13 protein-coding genes are annotated in these 18,300 nt (G+C 62.9%); 3 read left to right on the top strand and 10 right to left on the bottom strand.

Annotated elements, in window-relative coordinates; all coding sequences use genetic code 11:
- Positions 1-40 precede the first annotated feature (40 nt).
- From N5D53_RS17040 to N5D53_RS17030, 3 genes are all read left to right on the top strand, one after another.
- On the top strand, positions 41-3,871 hold the full coding sequence (locus N5D53_RS17040) for an EAL domain-containing protein (protein ID WP_190869704.1): 3,831 nt from the start codon (positions 41-43) through the stop codon (positions 3,869-3,871).
- A gap of 294 nt (positions 3,872-4,165) precedes the next feature.
- Positions 4,166-5,419 carry a serine hydroxymethyltransferase gene (gene glyA / locus N5D53_RS17035; RefSeq protein WP_003247505.1) on the top strand — a complete coding sequence of 418 codons (1,254 nt, stop codon included), beginning with the start codon at positions 4,166-4,168 and terminating at the stop codon, positions 5,417-5,419.
- 248 nt (positions 5,420-5,667) lie between these two features.
- Positions 5,668-6,621, top strand: a complete 954-nt coding sequence (locus tag N5D53_RS17030) for a bile acid:sodium symporter (RefSeq protein ID WP_121160993.1) — start codon at positions 5,668-5,670, stop codon at positions 6,619-6,621.
- 133 nt (positions 6,622-6,754) lie between these two features.
- Here the strand turns inward: N5D53_RS17030 and N5D53_RS17025 are convergent, their stop codons facing one another.
- The 10 genes from N5D53_RS17025 to N5D53_RS16980 all read right to left on the bottom strand — a co-directional run bounded on the left by N5D53_RS17025 (position 6,755) and on the right by N5D53_RS16980 (position 18,215).
- A complete protein-coding gene (locus tag N5D53_RS17025; protein WP_047605100.1) occupies positions 6,755-9,187 on the bottom strand; it encodes a TonB-dependent receptor in 2,433 nt (810 codons plus the stop codon).
- A 90-nt stretch (positions 9,188-9,277) separates the two neighbouring features.
- Positions 9,278-10,243, bottom strand: a complete 966-nt coding sequence (locus tag N5D53_RS17020; protein WP_108078097.1) for a FecR family protein — start codon at positions 10,241-10,243, stop codon at positions 9,278-9,280.
- Positions 10,240-10,776, bottom strand: coding sequence for a sigma-70 family RNA polymerase sigma factor (locus N5D53_RS17015; RefSeq protein ID WP_010951925.1), 537 nt, complete (start codon positions 10,774-10,776; stop codon positions 10,240-10,242). Before N5D53_RS17015 ends, N5D53_RS17020 begins: the two co-directional genes overlap by 4 nt.
- Before the next feature lie 170 nt (positions 10,777-10,946).
- Positions 10,947-11,309, bottom strand: a complete 363-nt coding sequence (locus tag N5D53_RS17010; protein WP_047605103.1) for a RidA family protein — start codon at positions 11,307-11,309, stop codon at positions 10,947-10,949.
- Positions 11,310-11,325: 16 nt separating this feature from the next.
- Entirely contained in the window at positions 11,326-12,744 is a 1,419-nt protein-coding gene (locus tag N5D53_RS17005; protein WP_190869705.1) for an aldehyde dehydrogenase family protein, read from the bottom strand.
- 12 nt (positions 12,745-12,756) lie between these two features.
- On the bottom strand, positions 12,757-13,800 hold the full coding sequence (locus N5D53_RS17000) for a homoserine dehydrogenase (RefSeq protein WP_190869706.1): 1,044 nt from the start codon (positions 13,798-13,800) through the stop codon (positions 12,757-12,759).
- Between the two features lie 198 nt (positions 13,801-13,998).
- Positions 13,999-14,436: an Lrp/AsnC family transcriptional regulator gene (locus tag N5D53_RS16995; protein ID WP_274140047.1), complete on the bottom strand. Its 438-nt coding sequence runs from the start codon at positions 14,434-14,436 to the stop codon at positions 13,999-14,001.
- Positions 14,433-15,821 carry a threonine synthase gene (locus N5D53_RS16990; RefSeq protein WP_190869707.1) on the bottom strand — a complete coding sequence of 463 codons (1,389 nt, stop codon included), beginning with the start codon at positions 15,819-15,821 and terminating at the stop codon, positions 14,433-14,435. The genes N5D53_RS16995 and N5D53_RS16990 overlap by 4 nt, the downstream gene beginning before the upstream one ends.
- A gap of 24 nt (positions 15,822-15,845) precedes the next feature.
- Complete coding sequence (locus tag N5D53_RS16985; RefSeq protein ID WP_252460606.1) at positions 15,846-16,730, bottom strand: LysR substrate-binding domain-containing protein; 885 nt, start codon at positions 16,728-16,730, stop codon at positions 15,846-15,848.
- 45 nt (positions 16,731-16,775) lie between these two features.
- Positions 16,776-18,215: an amino acid permease gene (locus tag N5D53_RS16980; protein WP_014589617.1), complete on the bottom strand. Its 1,440-nt coding sequence runs from the start codon at positions 18,213-18,215 to the stop codon at positions 16,776-16,778.
- Positions 18,216-18,300: the final 85 nt, after the last annotated feature.

Genomic DNA, 18,300 nt, shown 5'->3' with positions numbered 1-18,300 from the left:
TCATTCCCTGCCATCGCCAGCCCAATCGCAGGATCAACGCTTGACCAACCTTACTCATCCGTCGTCATTGCGTTCCGCCCCACAAGCACCCGCGACTCTCCTGCGCGGGTCGATCAAGGGTGCGCTGGCGCTGCTGGCCCTGATCCTGCTGGGCCTGCTGCTGTGGCAGCTATTCGCCCAGTTCAAACATACTCAGGCCGACTTGCGCAAACAGAGCCTGGACGCCTCTGCGGAACTGGCCGACCACCTGAGCCTGAACATGGCGCTCAAGGCGCAGCAGGCCGTGAACGTGGTGCAACCCTACCCAGATGCCCCCACCCCTGCCGCCCTGCCCAGCCTGCTCGGCACCCTACGCCAGCGCCTCCCCGCCCTGCAGAGCGCGGCCTGGCTGGACAACACCGGGCAACTGCGCGCCGACAGCCTGGCAGGCAGCCCCGACCGCAAGCTGTTTGATGAGTTGCTTGCACTTAGCCAGGGACGCCCGTACTTCTTCACCAATTCGGCCGACAACCACATCCTGTATCTGCTGCTGCGCCAGGATGCCGCACAGGGTCACGGCTACTGGCTACTGCGCCTGTCACCGGACTATTACCGCGAGCTCACCCTCCACCTGAAGGGTAGTGGGCACCCGCAGTGGCTGCTGGAGAACAGCCGCAGCGGCGAAGTGCTGCTGCGCAATGTCGCAACCGATACCAGCGACGAGCCGCTGCAAAGCGTGATGCTGGCCTTTATCGAAAACAGCACCTGGCAGCTACACGGCCTGTTCGACGCCAAACTGGCCCGGCAAACGTTGTTGCCGGCGCTGATCGGCAAATGCCTGCTGGTACTGTTCTGCGCCCTGCTGCCGGTACTGGCGCTGATCAACATGCGGCGCCGCCAGCGGGCGCTGCAGGAAGACCGCAGGCGCTATCAGGAAATTTTTGAAGGCACCGGCGTGGCCCTGTGCGTGCTCGACCTGTCCAGCCTGCCCGGTCAGCTCGATCGCTACCACCTGCGCAACCGGGCCGCACTCAAGCACAGCCTGGCGCTGGACCCGAACCTGCGCCGCTCGCTGCTGCTGGAGCTGAAGATCACCGAGGTCAACCAAGTGGCGCGCCAGCTGCTGAACATCGACTGCCACGAAGGGGCCTGGCAGCGGCTGATCGATGGCACTGGCGACAGCCGCGACAGCATTGGCATGCAACTGATCGATGCACTGATCGAACAACGCCCGTTGCTGGAGCTGGAAGTGCGTCTGCCGACACCCCAGGGAGACGAGCTGCACCTGTGGCTGATGGCTCGCCTGCCGCTGCAGCGTCGTGATTACCAGGCGGTGATCCTCAGCATCAGCGATATCACCAGCCGCAAACAGGTGGAGCTGTCGCTACTGGAACGCGAAAGCTTCTGGTCGGACGTGGTACGCACCGTACCCGACCAGTTGTATGTGCAGGATGTGCCGAGCCAGCGGATGATCTTCAGCAACCGCCACCTCGGCCAGACCCTGGGCTACGACCGCACCGAGCTGGCACAGATGGGCGACCGCTTCTGGGAGCTGCTGCTGCACCCCGAGGACGCCGCACACTACCAGGCACTGCGCCGTCAACAGCGCGACAACTGTCATGACCAACCGCTGCACTGCCAGCTGCGCTTCCGCCACCGCGACGGAAGCTGGCGCTGCTACGACATCCGCGAGCAGGTGCTGACCCGCAACGCCGAAGGCCTGGTGACGCGCATCATCGGTGTGGGCAAGGATGTGACCGTTCAGATCGAGGCCAGCCAGTCGCTACGTGACAGCGAGCAACGCTACCGCATGCTCGCCGAAAGCATCAGCGACGTGATCTTTTCCACCGACAACCAGCTCAAGCTCAATTATGTCAGCCCCTCGGTACAGAGCGTGCTGGGCTACCAGGCCGACTGGATCTTCGCCAACGGCTGGCAGTCGATCGTCGCCAACCCGGCCCAGCTCACCGGCATCTACAGCCTGATGGAGCGTGTCAGCAAGGCCATGGGCGACCCGGCGCAGATGGCGCAACTGTGCAGCCAGTTACCCACCCAACTGTTCCTGTTCGACTGCCTGCGTGCCGATGGCCGCAAGATCCCGATCGAGCTGCGCCTGGTGCTGGTGTGGGACGATGATCAGCGCTTCGAAGGCGTACTCGGGGTGGGCCGCGACATCAGCCAGCAACGCCGTGCCGAAAAAGACCTGCGCATGGCCGCGACCGTATTCGAACATTCCACGTCGGCGATCCTCATCACCGACCCGGCCGGCTATATCGTTCAGGCCAACGAGGCGTTCAGCCGCGTCAGCGGTTACGCCGTCAGTGAAGTGCTCGACCAATTGCCGGGCATGCTCACTGTCGACGAACAGCAGGAAGGCCACCTGCGCTATGTGGTCAAGCAACTGCACCAGCGCGGCAGCTGGGAAGGTGAGGTGTGGCTCAAGCGCCGTGACGGCGACCATTACCCGGCCTGGGTCGGCATCACCGCGGTACTGGACGACGAAGGCGACCTGGCCAGCTATGTGTGCTTCTTCACCGACATCAGCGAACGCAAGGCCAGCGAACAACGCATCCACCGCCTGGCCTACTACGACGCCCTTACCCACCTGCCCAACCGCACACTGTTCCAGGACCGTTTGTACAACGCCCTGCAGCAGGCCGAGCGGCAGAAGGCCTGGGTGGTGCTGATGTTCCTCGACCTCGACCGCTTCAAACCGATCAACGACTCCCTCGGCCATGCGGCCGGCGACCGCATGCTCAAGGACATGGCCCTGCGCCTGCTGGCCTGCGTGGATGACGACGACACGGTGGCACGCATGGGCGGCGACGAGTTCACCCTGTTGCTGCAACCGCGCCCCACCCGTGAAATGGCCCTGAACCGCGCCATCCACGTGGCCGAGAACATCCTCGGCAGCCTGGTGCGGCCGTTCGTGCTGGAAAACCGCGAGTTCTTCGTCACCGCCAGCATCGGCATCGCCCTCAGCCCGCAGGATGGCAGTGAGCTGAGCCAGCTGATGAAGAACGCCGACACCGCCATGTACCACGCCAAGGAACGCGGCAAGAACAACTTCCAGTTCTACCAGGCCGAAATGAACGCCAGCGCCCTGGAGCGCCTGGAGCTGGAAAGCGACCTGCGCCATGCCATGGAGCAGAACGAATTCATCCTCTATTACCAGCCGCAGTTCAGCGGCGACGGCAAGCGCCTGACCGGCGCCGAAGCGCTGCTGCGCTGGCGTCACCCGACCCGAGGCCTGGTGCCGCCGGGCGACTTCATCCCGGTGATCGAGGAACTGGGCCTGGTGGTGGACGTGGGCGACTGGGTGCTGCGTGAGGCCAGCCGCCAGCTCAAGGCCTGGCACAAGGCCAAGGTGCGGGTGCCGAAAGTGTCGGTGAATATTTCGGCGCGGCAGTTCTCCGACGGCCAGCTGGGCACGCGGATTGCCAACATCCTGGATGAAAGCGGCCTGCCGCCGGCATGCCTGGAGCTGGAGTTGACCGAAAGTATCCTGATGCGCGAGGTAAACGAGGCGCTGCAGATTCTTGCCAGCCTGAAGAACCTCGGCCTGAGCATTGCGGTAGACGACTTCGGCACCGGCTACTCGTCGCTCAACTACCTCAAGCAGTTCCCCATCGACGTACTGAAGATCGACCGTACCTTCGTCGACGGCCTGCCCGAAGGCGAGCAGGACGCGCAGATTGCCCGGGCGATCATCGCCATGGCCCACAGCCTCAACCTGGCAGTCATCGCCGAGGGCGTGGAAACCCACGAACAGCTGGAGTTTCTGCGCGAGCATGGTTGCGACGAGGTGCAGGGCTATCTGTTCGGGCGGCCGATGCCGGCGCATCAGTTCGAGGCGCAATTCTCCAACGAGACCTTGTTCATGTTCCACTGACCCGCACACAAGGTCCCCGTAGGAGCGGGTTTACCCGCGAACACCGGCCAAGCCGGTGCCATCCACCGCGCCGCCTTCTTCGCGGGTAAACCCGTTCCTACAAGTACGGTGCCGCAACCGAATCCTGCATAAAAAGCGGACCTGCGAGTCAACTCCTGCCCGCGCCCAGCCCAGAAACGGCGCGGGATGCAAGATGAAGCCCATTGGTCTGCGACTTGACGCCACTTCATATGCCAGCCGCGAATCAATCGGTTAGAATGCACACCCAAATTACCCCGATCCTTGAGGACCGCCATGTTCAGCCGTGATTTGACCATTGCCAAGTACGACGCCGAGCTCTTCGAAGCCATGCAGCAAGAAGCTCTGCGCCAGGAAGAGCATATCGAGCTGATCGCTTCGGAAAACTACACCAGCCCGGCAGTCATGGAAGCTCAGGGCTCGGTCCTGACCAACAAGTACGCCGAAGGCTACCCAGGCAAGCGCTACTACGGCGGTTGCGAATACGTCGACGTCGTCGAGCAACTGGCCATCGACCGTGCCAAGGAGCTGTTCGGCGCCGACTACGCCAACGTACAGCCGCACGCTGGCTCCCAGGCCAACGCTGCCGTCTACCTGGCCCTGCTGTCTGCCGGTGACACCATCCTGGGCATGAGCCTGGCCCACGGTGGCCACCTGACCCACGGTGCTTCGGTAAGCTCCTCGGGCAAGCTGTACAACGCCATCCAGTACGGCATCGACGGCAATGGCCTGATCGACTACGACGAAGTCGAGCGCCTGGCTGTCGAGCACAAGCCCAAGATGATCGTTGCCGGCTTCTCGGCCTACTCGCAGGTTCTGGACTTCGCCCGCTTCCGCGCCATCGCCGACAAGGTCGGTGCCTACCTGTTCGTCGACATGGCCCACGTTGCCGGCCTGGTTGCCGCTGGCGTGTACCCGAACCCTGTTCCGTTCGCCGACGTGGTCACCACCACCACCCACAAGACCCTGCGCGGCCCGCGCGGCGGCCTGATCCTGGCCCGTGCCAACGCCGACATCGAGAAGAAGCTGAACTCCGCCGTCTTCCCGGGCGCCCAGGGCGGCCCGCTGGAGCACGTCATCGCTGCCAAGGCCATCTGCTTCAAGGAAGCCCTGCAGCCAGAGTTCAAGGCTTACCAGCAGCAGGTCGTGAAGAACGCCCAGGCCATGGCCAGCGTGTTCATCGAGCGCGGTTTCGACGTGGTTTCCGGTGGCACCCAGAACCACCTGTTCCTGCTGTCGCTGATCAAGCAGGAAATCTCCGGTAAGGATGCTGACGCCGCCCTGGGCAAAGCCTTCATCACCGTCAACAAGAACTCGGTACCGAACGACCCGCGTTCGCCGTTCGTCACCTCGGGCCTGCGTTTCGGCACCCCAGCCGTTACCACCCGTGGTTTCAAGGAAGCCGAGTGCAAGGAACTGGCCGGCTGGATCTGCGACATCCTGGCCGACCTGAACAACGAAGCGGTGATCGACGCCGTTCGTGAGAAGGTCAAGGCCATCTGCAAGAAGCTGCCGGTTTACGGCAACTGATTGGCGCTTGCCTGAAGTGAAAGAGCCCGGCCCAGTGCCGGGCTTTTTCGTGAACGGACCATGAAACCCGTTCGCAGGCCTGATACACATCCTGTGGGAGCGGGCGTGCCCGCGAAGAAGGCTACGCGGTGGATGGCACCGGCTGCGCCGGTGTTCGCGGGCACGCCCGCTCCCACAGGGAATGATTTCGAGCAGCCACGTGCCATCACGTATTACCCTGTTTGACACCACCAACCACAGGCCACACCTTGACCAGAGAGCAACTCGAAACCCGGCAGATCCCCATCTACTTCGCCGCCGTACTGGTCGCTATCGTCTTCGGCCTGCTGGCCAGCGACACTGCGCGCCAGCTTGAAGCCCTGATCACCCCCGCCATCGCCGTGCTGATGTACGCGATGTTCCTGCAAATACCCTTCCTCGACCTGCGCCAGGGCCTGGGTAACCGCCGCTTCATCACGGCCCTGCTACTGGCCAATTTCATTCTCGTTCCGCTGCTTGTCTGGGCCATCACCCGTGGGCTGGTGGAACACCCGGCGATCCTCGTCGGGGCCTTGCTGGTGCTGCTTACGCCCTGCATCGACTACGTGGTGGTGTTCACCCACATTGGCAAAGGCGACTCACGCCTGACCCTGGCCGCAACCCCCCTGTTATTGCTGGCGCAACTGGTACTGCTGCCGGTGTATCTGGCCCTGATGCTGGGTGGCAGCAGCCAGGTGGCAATCTCCATCACCCCGTTCGTGGAAGCCTTCGTGCTGTTGATCGTGTTGCCGATGGCCCTCGCGGTACTCACCAGCGCCGGTGCCCGGCGCTCGCGCGCAATCGCGACCTGGAACGACGCCTGGGCGTGGTTGCCGGTGCCGGCGATGGCCTTGGTGCTGATGGTGGTGATCGCTTCGCAGATTGCCGTGGTACTGCGTGATTTCGACCGTTTGCTGCCGGTGGTTCCGGTATACATCGGCTTCATGCTGCTGGCGCCGGTGCTCGGCTTCATCTGTGCGCGCCTGCTGCGCCTGCCGGCCAGCGAGGCACGCTCGGTGACGTTCAGCGCAGCCACGCGTAACTCGCTGGTGGTGCTGCCGCTGGCGCTGGCGTTGCCAGAAGAGATGCGCGGGTTGGCGGCAGCGGCGGTGATCACACAAACCTTGGTAGAGCTGGTGAGTGAACTGATCTATGTACGGGCAGTTCCACGCCTCGTACGCTGATCGATCAGTACATGCATAAGTTGTAGGGGCCCGGTATCGCGACAGCCGGTCAGGCTCTGTATGAAAAGCCTTGAGGTTCGGTGATGCTGCGTTGAAAACAGCCAGACCTTCGTCTCAAGGCTTAATACAGCCCCTAGAACCTGGCCCGCAACGCCACGTTGAAGTTGCGCGGCTCGCCATAGAAGTTCCAGTAATTGGGGTTACCCAAGGTCTGGTAGTACTTTTTGTCAAACACGTTGTCCAGGTTGTACTGCACTTCAAGACGCTTGTTGATCTCGTAGATCGCATGCAGGTTCGTCAGGTGGTATGCGTCCTGCTGGATCTTGTAGTCTTCGCCAACCTCGGTCTGGGTCATCTTGCTCTGCGCATAGAAGCTGCCACCCACACGCAGCTGGTTGAGCGCGCCTGGCAGGCGGTAGTCGGTCGCAACCTTGAACAGGTGGCGCGGCGAGGCGCCGTTGAAGTCTTCACCTTTCTGCTCGCCACCGATGTACTTGGACTGGGTGTAGGTGTACCCCGCCGATACATTCCAGTTCGCCAGCACCTCACCGGTCAGCTCCAGCTCGATACCTTTGTTGCGCACCTTGTCGGAGGCACGATAGCAAGCCCAAGTCTGCGCACAGGTCACCCGCTCGGCCCGGCCGGTCTGGTCGGCCTGGAACAGCGCGATGGCGGTTTGCAAGCGCTTGTCCAGAAACTCACCCTTCAAACCGATTTCGTAGTTGCTGCCGGTCATCGGCTGGAGCGTGGTGCCCTCCGCATCTTGCGCGCTCTGCGGCTTGAAGATTTCGGTGTAGCTGGCGTATGCCGACCAGTTCTCGTTCAGGTCCTGCACAAGGCCCGCATAAGGTGTGACTTCGCCACTCTTGGAAAAATGCTTATGGTCTGTGGGCTCACGCACGCCATTGGTGTCGTCCAGCGAATCGTGGCTGTACCAGCTCAGGCGGCTGCCCAGAATGAACGTGGTGCTGTCGGTAAGGCTGAACCGGCTGGCCACGTACACGCCCTTTTGCTCCTGAGTGCGGTTGTATTGCCACTGGTTGACGTTGAGGGCTGTCGGCTTGGGCGGATCGAACGCTGCCAGGTTGTTCATGTCGACGATGTAGCGGTAGGTGGCATCGCGCCCCCCGTGATAGTCGAAATCGTCCTTGTTCCAGTTGCCACCCACGATCAGCTCATGCTGGCGGCCCAGCAGCTGGAACGGGCCGGTGAAATAGCCGTCGATGCTGGTCTGGGTGTCATCGAAGTGAAAGTGGCGCGGGTTGAGGGTGAACAGGTCGGGGCCGCCACCCGGGTAGGTGTAGTTACCGAGAAAGTCCGACTTGGCCCACATCTGGTTCACGGCCACCACGCCCTTCCAGCCGTTGGCAAAGGTATGCTGGATGTCGGCGAACACGGTGGTATTGCGCTTGTCCAGGTGGTTCCAGTCGCCGGTCAGCGAGGTAGAGCGCGAAACCGGGTAGAACGCGCCGCTCTCCTTGCTGGGGAGGCCCGACCAGTCATAACCGGAGTTGCGTTCCTTCTGGTAGGTAAACCCGAAGGTGGCCAGGGTTGACTCAGCCAGGTCGGCCTCGATGATGCCATAGAACAGTTGGTTCTCTTTCTGGGCAGTGTCCAGGTAGCTGTTGGCATTGTTGTACGTAATGACCGAGCGGCCGCGCAGGGTGCCTGCTTCGTTCAGCGGCGCAGACAGGTCGACCATGGTCTTGTAGTCGTCCCAGGAGCCGACCGATGTTTCGATCAACGCCTGGCGCTCGGCCGTGGGCCGCTTGCGGACCAGGTTGATGGAGGCCGACGGATTACCCGCGCCTTCCATCAGGCCGGTGGCGCCCCGCACCACTTCCACGCGGTCGTAGATGTCGGTGTTGGGCTTGGAAATGGTATCCATCGAATACGGGTTGCCAATGTTGGTCGGCACGCCATCAATCTGCAGGTTGTCGACCGTCTGCCCGCGAGCCTGGTACAGCGAGCGCTCGCTGCCGTTCTTGATGATGGTGACGCCGGTGGCGTTACGCATTACGTCGTCAAGGTTCTTCATATTCTGGTCGTCCATACGCTGACGGGTGACCACCGTGACCGACTGGGGCGTTTCACGCAGGCTCATCGGCAGCTTGGTGGCAGTGGACGAACGGCCCGTCGCATAAGCCCCTGTAGCCTCCGTCACAGCACCCAGGCCCTGGCCCGAGACGGTGGTGGCGCCCAAGGTCACCGCGCCTGCCGCATCTTCGGCCTGGCTCACCAGCTGGAACTCCCGCTCACCCGTGCGCACGGCCGCCACACCGGTGCCGGCCAGCATCTGCGCCAGCGCCACCTCTACGCTCAAGGCGTGCACCGCCTGGCTCTGCTTGTTGACCGTCAGCGCCGCATCACCGCCGATCAACAGCCCGGCCTGGCTGGCCAACAGGTTCAGTTGGCGCGCCAATGGCCCGGCTGGAATGTCGAATACCACGCGTTGGGCTGCAGCACTGCTGTCGGCCTCGGCGACGGCAACGTGGCCGCCAAGGGCTAGGAAAATGGCCAGGGCCAACGGATGACGGTGCGCGGAAGCAGAGTCGCGAAGCAGCATGGAAGAATCCTTTCGCAAAGAGGATGAAGTAGCGTCATCCCACCAAGCGAATGAGCGTCGCAAAACCGGAAAAAGAATTTTGAAAAAACTTCAGACCGCCTCGATGGAGACCCACCAAGGCAAGGTACGCACAACCCGGATGGGCAACGCACGCTCGAGCATGGCCAACGCACGGTCGGTGTCGAGCAACGGGAAGGTGCCGACCGCACGCAGGCTGCCAATCGCCGGGTCGATGCCCAAGTGGCCATGGCGGTAATCGCGCAGAATGTCGATCATCTGAACCAGCGGCATGTCCTCCGCCACCAATACACCGCGGCTCCAATCCTCGCGCAAGCGTTGTGCAGTTGATGGGGCGCCGACTTGCTGCGCGTCGAACACCATCATTTGCCCGGCTTGCAACGTGGTTTGCCTGCCGCTGCCGGAGCAAGTTGCCTGCACGGCGCCGGCAAATACGCTCAAGGTGGTCTGCAACCCCTGGTCCCGGACACTGAAGCGCGTGCCGAGCGGTTGCACCCGCCCAGCCCTCGTCACTACGGAAAGTGGACGTGGGTCCTTGCCGGACTCGATCAGGATTTCTCCGCGATACAGGCGCAATTGCCTTGAGCCCTCATCGAACTGCACATCCAGCGCCGTCCCGCCGTTCAGCCACAGCTGGCTTCCATCGGCCAGGGTGACCGGCCGCACCTCACCCAGGCCGGTGCGGTAAGTGGCGAACCAGGCACGTGGCGAGTCGACCCAACCGCGCTGCCATCCGCCCCAACCCAACACACCTGCCACACCCGCCACACAGAGGCTACCGAGCACGGCCCTGCGCGAATGCCGGTCACGGCGCACGCTGTCGAACACTTGCCGAGCCTGCTCTGCCTGGCCGCTGAGGCCGCCAAAGCGCTGATTGATGTTCTCTACGTACGACCAGGCCAGGCGATGCCGCGCATCCTCGTTCAGCCAGGCATGCCACTGCGCCTGGATCGCAGCGTCATTCTGCGCCGCGTGCAGCCGCGCGAACCAACCGGCAGCCGCTTGCAGTACGCCATGGTCGAGTGGCGCCCTGCTCATGCCAGCGAGCCATCCAGTTCGGCTTCCAGCAGCAGGCATTGGTACATAGCCTGAGCCAGGTAACTGTTCACACTGCGCTCGCTCACGCCCAACTGCTCGGCGATCTCGCGTTGCTTCATGCCCTGCAACTGCGCCATGGAAAATGCCTCGGCCACGCGCTGGGGCATACGCTCGAACATTGCCTGCAGTTGCTCGAGGGTTTCGAGGATAACGGCCTGATGTTCCAGCGAAGGCGCAAGTTGCTCGGGCTGGGCGGCCAGCACTTCCAGATAAGCCTGCTCCACCCGCCGCCGTCGCCAGAAGTCCACACACGCATTGCGCGACATACGTCCCAGGTACGCACGGGCATGCTCGTGGTCATTGAACACACGGGGTTTGGACAACAGCCGCACAAATACATCCTGGGCCAGTTCCGCCGCATCATGGGCATTGCCGAGCTTGCGCTGGAGCCACTGGCGAATCCAGCCATGGTGGGAACGGTAGAGTTCCTCCAGGTCGAAACCAGGGGCTGGAGCACTGGGAGAGGCATTCATGGGGCAGGCCATTATGCTAATAGGAATTATTCACAATGGTAGCGTGGATGAATGACGCCGGGCAATTGCGATAAGCAACGCTGCCCGGTTTGGTCATGGCTGGGATGTTTTTGCGATCAGGCCGAGGCCTGCCCATATCAAGCAACTGGTCTGCGCTTTCAGCCTAGCGGTCACAGTGAATCCGGGCACCCAGTGCACACAGCGAACACCTGCACCTCTACCAGGTAGCCATCCCCCAGGGCGGCGCCCACGCAGGCCCGCACCGGTTTTGCACAGCCTTGCAACCAGGCGTCGTACACTTCGTTGACCAGGTCGAAGTGGCGGTAGTCGGCCAGCCACATCTGAACCCGCGTCAGCTGCGCCTTGCCGACGTTGGCTTGCACCATCAGGCCGTCGATCACGCTCAGCGCCTGACGCAACTGCCCCTGCACATCCTGTTGCAGGTCATCCGCCACGATGCCTGCCGTTTCAAACAGGCCCCTGTAACTGACCGCCAGTGACATCCGCGCGCTTGATCCGTAGCGAGTGATCATCGAGGTGCCCTCCCCCTCAACCCATCTGGTTGAAGCAGACGACTTTGGGTTGGGTCATGTCCTCGTAGGCGAACCGCACCCCCTCACGCCCAAGACTCCCATACTTGGCACCACCAAATGGCATGGCATCGAAGCGGTAGTCGGAAGAGTCGTTGATCATTACACCGCCGGCCTCGATACGCCGGGCCAGGCTCAACGCCAGCGACAGGTCACGGGTGAACACACCGGCATGCAAGCTGTACTCCGGGGCATTGGCCAGCGCTATCGCCTGCTCGACAGTCTCGAAGGGCGCCAGCATCACCACCGGTGCAAAAACCTCCTCGAGCCACAGCCGGCTGACGGGGTCAACGCTTTCGAGCACTGTCGGCGCATAGACCGCCCCCTGACGCTGGTGGCCGCAGAGCAGGCGGGCACCGCCCTCAAGCGCCTGGTTGACGCGTGCTTCGATCTGCCGTGCAGCCGCTTCGGTGATCATCGGCCCCATATCGGTTTCGCGCCGGCCCGGATCGCCCCAGACCATCGCCTGGGTCAATGCCACAAAGCGTGCACGAAACGCCTCGTAGATCGAGGCATCCACGAGAATGCGCTGGGTGCCGATGCAGTTCTGCCCGGCGGCCCAGAACGCGCCCGACACACACGACTCGACCGTGGCTTCAAGGTCGCAGTCCTTGAGCACCAGCACCGGGGCGTTGCCGCCAAGGTCCATGGCAAGTTTTTTCAAGCCAGCCCCGTGCGCAATCTGTTCGCCCGTCGCGAAACCGCCCGTAAAGGAAACCATGCGCACCTCACGCACAGCCACCAGCGCCTTGCCCAGTTCGGCGCCCCCTGTGGCTACGGTGACGACGGCTTCCGGCAACCCCGCATCAACCAGGTACTGCACCAGTTTCAGGGCAGAAAGAGGGGCCAGTTCCGAGGGTTTCAGAATGACCGCATTGCCCCCTGCAAGTGCTGGCCCCAGCTTGTGCGCCACCAGGTTGAGCGGGTCGTTGTACGGGGTAATGGCCAGGATCAACCCCAACGGCTCGCGGGTGAACCAGCCCTGACGCGATTCGGAGCCTTCATAGGCATCGAAAGGCACCACCTCACCGGCGTTGCGCCGCGCCTCTTCGGCAGACAGCTTGAGCGTGTTGATGCAGCGTTTGACCTCTTTTTCGGCCTGGCGCAGGGTCTTGCCCGCTTCATCGACGATCAGGCCGGCAAAGTCTGCCGCATCCCGTTCAATGAGCTGAGCGGCGTGTTCCAGAATAGCGGCCCGGCGGTGCCGGGGCAGCGCCGCACTTTCACGCACCCCCTGATGGGCACGGGCGAGCAAGGCAGGCACCGCTTCTGCGCCGAGGTTGTCGACGCTGCCAACCAGGCTGCCATCGAAGGGGTTGTACACATCGATCAAGGCGGGTTGCTGAACAAGCACCCGGGAAACGGAAGTCAGGCTCATGAACGTTGCTCCTCAGGCCGAATGGCCGGCCGCGTGAATGGCGACAATGTCCGACAGCAGGGCAAAAGCCGTTTCGATGCGCCCCGCCCCCGGGCCGGACACGGTTACAGCCCCCAGCAACTCCGTGTCGAACGCCAGCGCATTGGTGGCGCCCGAAATACCTGCCAAGGGGTGATGGCCAGGCAGCAGCTTCGCTTCGACGCTGGCACGCACCGAGCCATCGGCTTCACGGCGGGCGCAGCCGATCAGCTTCCAGCGCTCGCCCGCCGCCCGGGCCCGCTCGATAGCCGCGCTGTCGATGGCACTGATACCGCTGCAGGCCACATCACCCACCTGCAGACAGGCGCCGAGCAACTCATTGGCGAGGATCACCACCTTCAGGCGTACGTCATGGCCTTCCACATCGGCGGTCGGGTCAGCCTCGGCAAAGCCAAGCGCTTGTGCCTGGGCCACTGCCTCGTTGAAGCCAAGCCCTTCCTCCATGCGCGTGAGCACATAGTTCGAGGTCCCGTTGAGAATGCCCTCGAAACCCACCAGGCCCGCGCCCGCCAGGGTCTGGCGCGCCATGCGCAGCACCGGTGTACCGCTCATCACGGCGCCTTCGTATTCGAACGACACATCGTTGGCCTTGGCCAAGGCCTTGAGCGCCTGGGCATGCAAGGCAATCGGCCCCTTGTTGGTGGTGACCACGTGCTTGCCCGCCTCCAGCGCCCAGCGGCAGAAGGTTGCCGCCGGCTCACCGTCCTTGGGGTTGGTGAATGTGGCCTCGGCGATGATGTCGGCACCTGATTGCTTGATCACCGCCTCATTGAACGCCTCGGCCGAACCTTGAGGGATTTGCGCCAGCGCGCCCTTCTGGGCCGGCAGCGTGGCCAGCATGGCGGCATCCAGGCCGTCGCGGTCGATCACCGACCCCAGGAACAAGTCGGTGACACCAACGATTTTCAGGCCAAAGCCCAACTCTTGCTGCCAGCGCGCATTGCGTTCGGCGATCAGTTGGGCAAGCGCGCGGTTAACGCCACCAAAGCCAACGAGTGCAATTTTGTATTCGGTCATGGTTTGCTGTCCTGTCCAGGCAGTGGGTCGATGAGGACTAGCGTAAGAGCCGTGCACTGCCAGTTGAATATGGCAATCCGCTGTATTTATTGGCCAATCTGGCCAGTGCAAAGCGCGCACCTGCGCCGGGGCAAAACGCACAACGCCGCCTGGGCGCGAACCCAGGCGGCGTTGTGCTAGCCAATGCAAAGACGCGGTTCAGACCACCGAGGCCAGGACGAACGAAGTCACCGTGTTCTCCACCCCGGGCATGGCAGCGATTTCCTTCCACACATGGTGCACCCGCTCCGGGCTGGAGGCCTCGACGCGCAACATCAGGTCGAACTCGCCGCTGAGCACTTCACACTGGATCACCTCGGGGATCTGGCGCAGCGCATCGAGTACCGCGTCACCGCGCATGCGGTCATAGCGGTAGACGAAGATCACCGCGTTGATCAACGACGCCGGCCGTCTGCCCTCACCGATGCGCAGGGTATAACCCTGAATGGCGCCGTCGCGCTCCAGGCGCTCGATGCGCTGGCGTACCGCATTGCGCGACAGGTTCACCTTCAACCCCAATTCGGCGTGGGCGATACGCGCATTGGCGGTGAGCTCGGCGAGAATGCGCTCGTCCAGGGGGTCGAGGATGCGCTTCATCGCCCAGCCTGCAACCGAGTCAACAAGGCATGAACACCGGCCAGGTCGTCAGCTGCCAACAGCGGCCCATCGCCCGCTGTGCCGACCGCGCCGGCGGGCACCTCACCGTGCCAGGCCCCCAGCTCCGCCAGCAGCTCGGCAGACTTTTCGGGGGCAAACTGCCCCAGCGTGACGATGGGCGCACCGATGTTGCGCCGGTGCAGGCGCCCGGCGAATACCCCTGTCGCGGCATGAGGGTCTACTGCGCTGCCCGTTTCGTGGAACAGCGTGACAATTTCTTCGCGAATCAGCGCGTCGTCCACGGCATAGGAGTCGAACAGCATGCGCGCATGCAACCACTGGCGGTTGCCGATGCTCAGCTCGCCGCACGCCTCGAAGTGCTCCATCAGTGCCCGGGTCGCCCCACCATCGCGGTCATACAGTTCCCAGACGAAGCGCTCCAGGTTGGAGAACAGCGAAAAGTCCATGACCGGTGACAAGGTCTGGCTGGTTGAGCCACGGCTGTAGCGGTTGCAGTGGATGAACCGGTGCAAGGCATCGTTGCGGTTGGTGGAGACGATGATCTGGTTGATCGGCAGGCCCATTTTCTGGGCAATGAACCCCGCGTAGATCTCGGCAAAACTGGCCGTGGGGATGCTGAACCCGACCGGGCGTATGCCGCCACCGAGCTGCAGCGCCGCATGGAAATAGAACACGATCTGCGCCAGCACACCGACCCAGTTGGTGGAGTTGAAGCTGACCGGAATCAGCCCGGGGCATGGCCAGTCACGCAGCAGCGCCGACACCAGCGACTGGCAATCGTCAAAGCTGCCATCCACGGCCACGCAGCTCACGCTGTCTGACGCGGCACTGCGCATCACTGCCGCGCGGTCGGCGGGCGTGCCTGCGCTGGGGTATAGCGCCAGCAAGCCTGCTGCCGGGCAATGCCGCAACGCTTCGATAGCCGCTACTGCGGTATCGCCGTTGCTGGCACCGACCAGCATGACCCGCTCGCACTCCGCCCCCAGAAAGTGCCGGACAAAGCGCGCCTGCAACTGCGCGGCAAAGTCCTTGGAGGACCGGGTAGGCCCATGGAAAAGCTGCAGGATCCACTCGTTATGGCCAAGCTGCTGCAACGGCGCAATGCCGCGGTGGCGGAACCCGCGATAGCTGTCGCTGACCAGCGCCCTGAGAGTAGGCTCGTCGAGGGTATCGCCAACAAACGGTGCCATTACCCGCCAGGCCAGTTCGTCGAAGGGCAACCACGACCAGCTGGCAATTTCCTGTGGGCTGAACACCGGCACCGAGGTGGGCACATAAAGCCCACCGTCGTCTGCCAGGCCAGAAAGCAATGCCGTGCGGAAATCGACCCGTATCTCGTTGCCGCGCGTGGATGTGTACTGCATCGGTGCTCCAGATAGCTACGTAAATTAACGATGCGCCATGGCCACCAGCCAATGGCTGAACGCCTGGGCATCGGGGGACAACGCTTCACCCAGGCCGCGTACCAGGAAAAACGACTCGCTTGCTTCGATGCGCTGGGTAAAGGGAGCAACCAGCCGCCCTTCCTGCAGCAGGTCCTCTACCAGCGACGAGCGTGCCAGCGCCACCCCCAGCCCCAGCTCCGCCATGCGCATGGTCGACACCAGCGTGTCGAACTGCAGGCCGCTGGAAGAATCGACCTGATCTGCGCCGACCCGCTCCAGCCAGTAGCCCCACCCCTCCTCGTAACCCAGCACATGCAGCAACGGCACACGGGCCAGGTCGCGCGGGTCGCGCAGCGGGCAACCGGCCAGCAGCGCGGGTGCGCACACCGGCACCAGCACGTCGCGGGTCAGGCGCTGCGCCTCTACGCCGGGCCACTGCCCGCTGCCCCAGCGGATTTCCAGATCATCTTCGGCATCCAGCTCCTTGACCCACAGGTTGCTGATGTAGCGGATGTCCACCTGCGGGTGCGAACGCCGAAAGTCGGCCAGCCGGGGTGCCAGCCAGAAGTGCAGGAACGACAGGCTGCCCCGTACCTTAAGGGGCCGACGCTGGCGTTGCCCGAAGATTTCATTGGTGCCGACGGCAAGGCGGCTGATGGCGTCCTGCACCACCGGCAGGTAGGACTGCCCTTCTTCGGTCAGCCCCAGCCCGCGCGGCAGGCGCTTGAACAACGCCACACCCAATTGGCTTTCCAGGTGGCGAATCTGCTGGCTCACGGCCCCTTGGGTAAGGTGCAGCTCTTCTGCCGCATGGGTGAAGTTCAAGTAACGCGCCGACACTTCGAAGGCTCTCAGCCAGTTCAGGGGGGGCAGGGTTTTCTGAGTCATCGGCGGCTTCTCGTGGCTAGGTTCCGGTGGCCTAGTATCACCTGCTCAGGCGGCCTCGGAACCTGGGGCGACAATTTCCACCGGGCCCGTACGGCGGCTGCGGTACTTGCACGTCAGCCAATAGGCCAGGTAGCACCAGGCAATGAAGGGCAAGCCGAAGTACAGGGCAACCCGCTGAGCTGGGTCGAAGGCAATGCCGACGCAGGCCAGTACGCAGCAGAAAATGGCCCCCAGTGGTACGAACGGGTAGCCACGCACCCGGAACTTGAGGTCCTCGAGCTTGCCGCCGCTGGCGATGTAATGACGGCGGAATGCGATCTGGCTGGCCGCGATGCTGATCCACACCACCACCACGGCCAACCCTGAAATCGACACCAGCGCCAGGTAGATGGTGTCGGGGGCAAACACACTGCTCAACAGCGAAGCCATGCCGCCAGCCATGCTCAGCACGATCGCATTGAAGGGAGTGCCGCGGCGCGACAGCGTGGCGTAACGGCGGGGCATGTTGCCTTGGTCGCTGAGGGTCCAGAGCATGCGCGAAGCGGCGTAGAGGCCGGAGTTGGCGGCAGACAGCAGCGCGGTGATGATGACGAAGTTCATGATATCGGCCGCATACGGGATACCAATCATCGCAAAGACCATCACGAACGGGCTTTCAATAACCCCGGCCTGTTCACGCGGCAGCAAGGTGGCCAGTACAAAGATGGTGCCGATGAAGAACAGCGCCAGGCGCAGGACCGTGGTGCGAATGGCCTTGGGCACGTTCTTTTCCGGGTCTTTGGTTTCGCCGGCAGCGATGCCGATCAGCTCGGTACCCGAGAACGCGAAGGCCACTGCCAGCAGGGTCATTGCAATGGACCAGAAACCGGTGGGGAACAACCCTTCACGGGTGAAATTGCCCAGCCCTGCACTGTGCGCCTGCTGGATCTCGAAGCCACCCAGAATAGCCCCGCCGCCCACCACCAGAAAGGCGATGACGGCCAACACCTTGACCAGTGACAACCAGAATTCGGTTTCGGCGAACGATCGCACCGAAATGATATTGCTGATGAACACCGCGGCGCCGAACAGCGCACTCCACATCCATACCGGCGTGTCGGGGAACCAGCGCACCATCAGGATGCCCGCGGCGGTGAATTCGGAGCCGATGGCCACCGTCCAGGTCAGCCAGTACATCCAGGCCACCATGTAACCGGTGCCCGGGCCGAGGTAACGCGTGGCGTAACTGCTGAACGAGCCGACTTCCGGCATGTGTACCGCCAGCTCACCCAGGCACATCATGACCAGGTACACCATGATTGCGCCGAGTATGTAGGCGATGACCGCGCCCAACGGGCCAGCCTGGTTAACGGTGTAGCCCGACGTGAGAAACAGGCCGGTGCCTATCACACCGCCCAGTGCCAGCATGACGATGTGGCGGGTTTGCATATCCTGCTTGAAGGTATGCGCCGAGGCATTTCTAGTTGTGGTTGTCTGCACGGACATTGTGGGTTACTCATGAAAGTTGGCGGGCAAGGACGTAACAACGACCTCGTCTTGGCAGAGCGAATCGAGTTGCCTTGCATATTGT

Source organism: Pseudomonas sp. GD03862 (assembly GCF_029840855.1).
Classification (GTDB): Bacteria; Pseudomonadota; Gammaproteobacteria; order Pseudomonadales; family Pseudomonadaceae; genus Aquipseudomonas; species Aquipseudomonas alloputida.
This window is presented reverse-complemented; position numbering and strand designations above follow the sequence as displayed.

Coding starts and splice junctions, on each gene's coding strand:
- glyA (WP_003247505.1), top strand. CDS start 4,166: ATGTTCAGCCGTGATTTGACCATTGCCAAGTACGACGCCGAGCTCTTC.
- N5D53_RS17025 (WP_047605100.1), bottom strand. CDS start 9,187: ATGCTGCTTCGCGACTCTGCTTCCGCGCACCGTCATCCGTTGGCCCTG.
- N5D53_RS17020 (WP_108078097.1), bottom strand. CDS start 10,243: ATGAGCAGGGCGCCACTCGACCATGGCGTACTGCAAGCGGCTGCCGGT.
- N5D53_RS17015 (WP_010951925.1), bottom strand. CDS start 10,776: ATGAATGCCTCTCCCAGTGCTCCAGCCCCTGGTTTCGACCTGGAGGAA.
- N5D53_RS17010 (WP_047605103.1), bottom strand. CDS start 11,309: ATGATCACTCGCTACGGATCAAGCGCGCGGATGTCACTGGCGGTCAGT.
- N5D53_RS17005 (WP_190869705.1), bottom strand. CDS start 12,744: ATGAGCCTGACTTCCGTTTCCCGGGTGCTTGTTCAGCAACCCGCCTTG.
- N5D53_RS17000 (WP_190869706.1), bottom strand. CDS start 13,800: ATGACCGAATACAAAATTGCACTCGTTGGCTTTGGTGGCGTTAACCGC.
- N5D53_RS16995 (WP_274140047.1), bottom strand. CDS start 14,436: ATGAAGCGCATCCTCGACCCCCTGGACGAGCGCATTCTCGCCGAGCTC.
- N5D53_RS16990 (WP_190869707.1), bottom strand. CDS start 15,821: ATGCAGTACACATCCACGCGCGGCAACGAGATACGGGTCGATTTCCGC.
- N5D53_RS16985 (WP_252460606.1), bottom strand. CDS start 16,730: ATGACTCAGAAAACCCTGCCCCCCCTGAACTGGCTGAGAGCCTTCGAA.
- N5D53_RS16980 (WP_014589617.1), bottom strand. CDS start 18,215: ATGTCCGTGCAGACAACCACAACTAGAAATGCCTCGGCGCATACCTTC.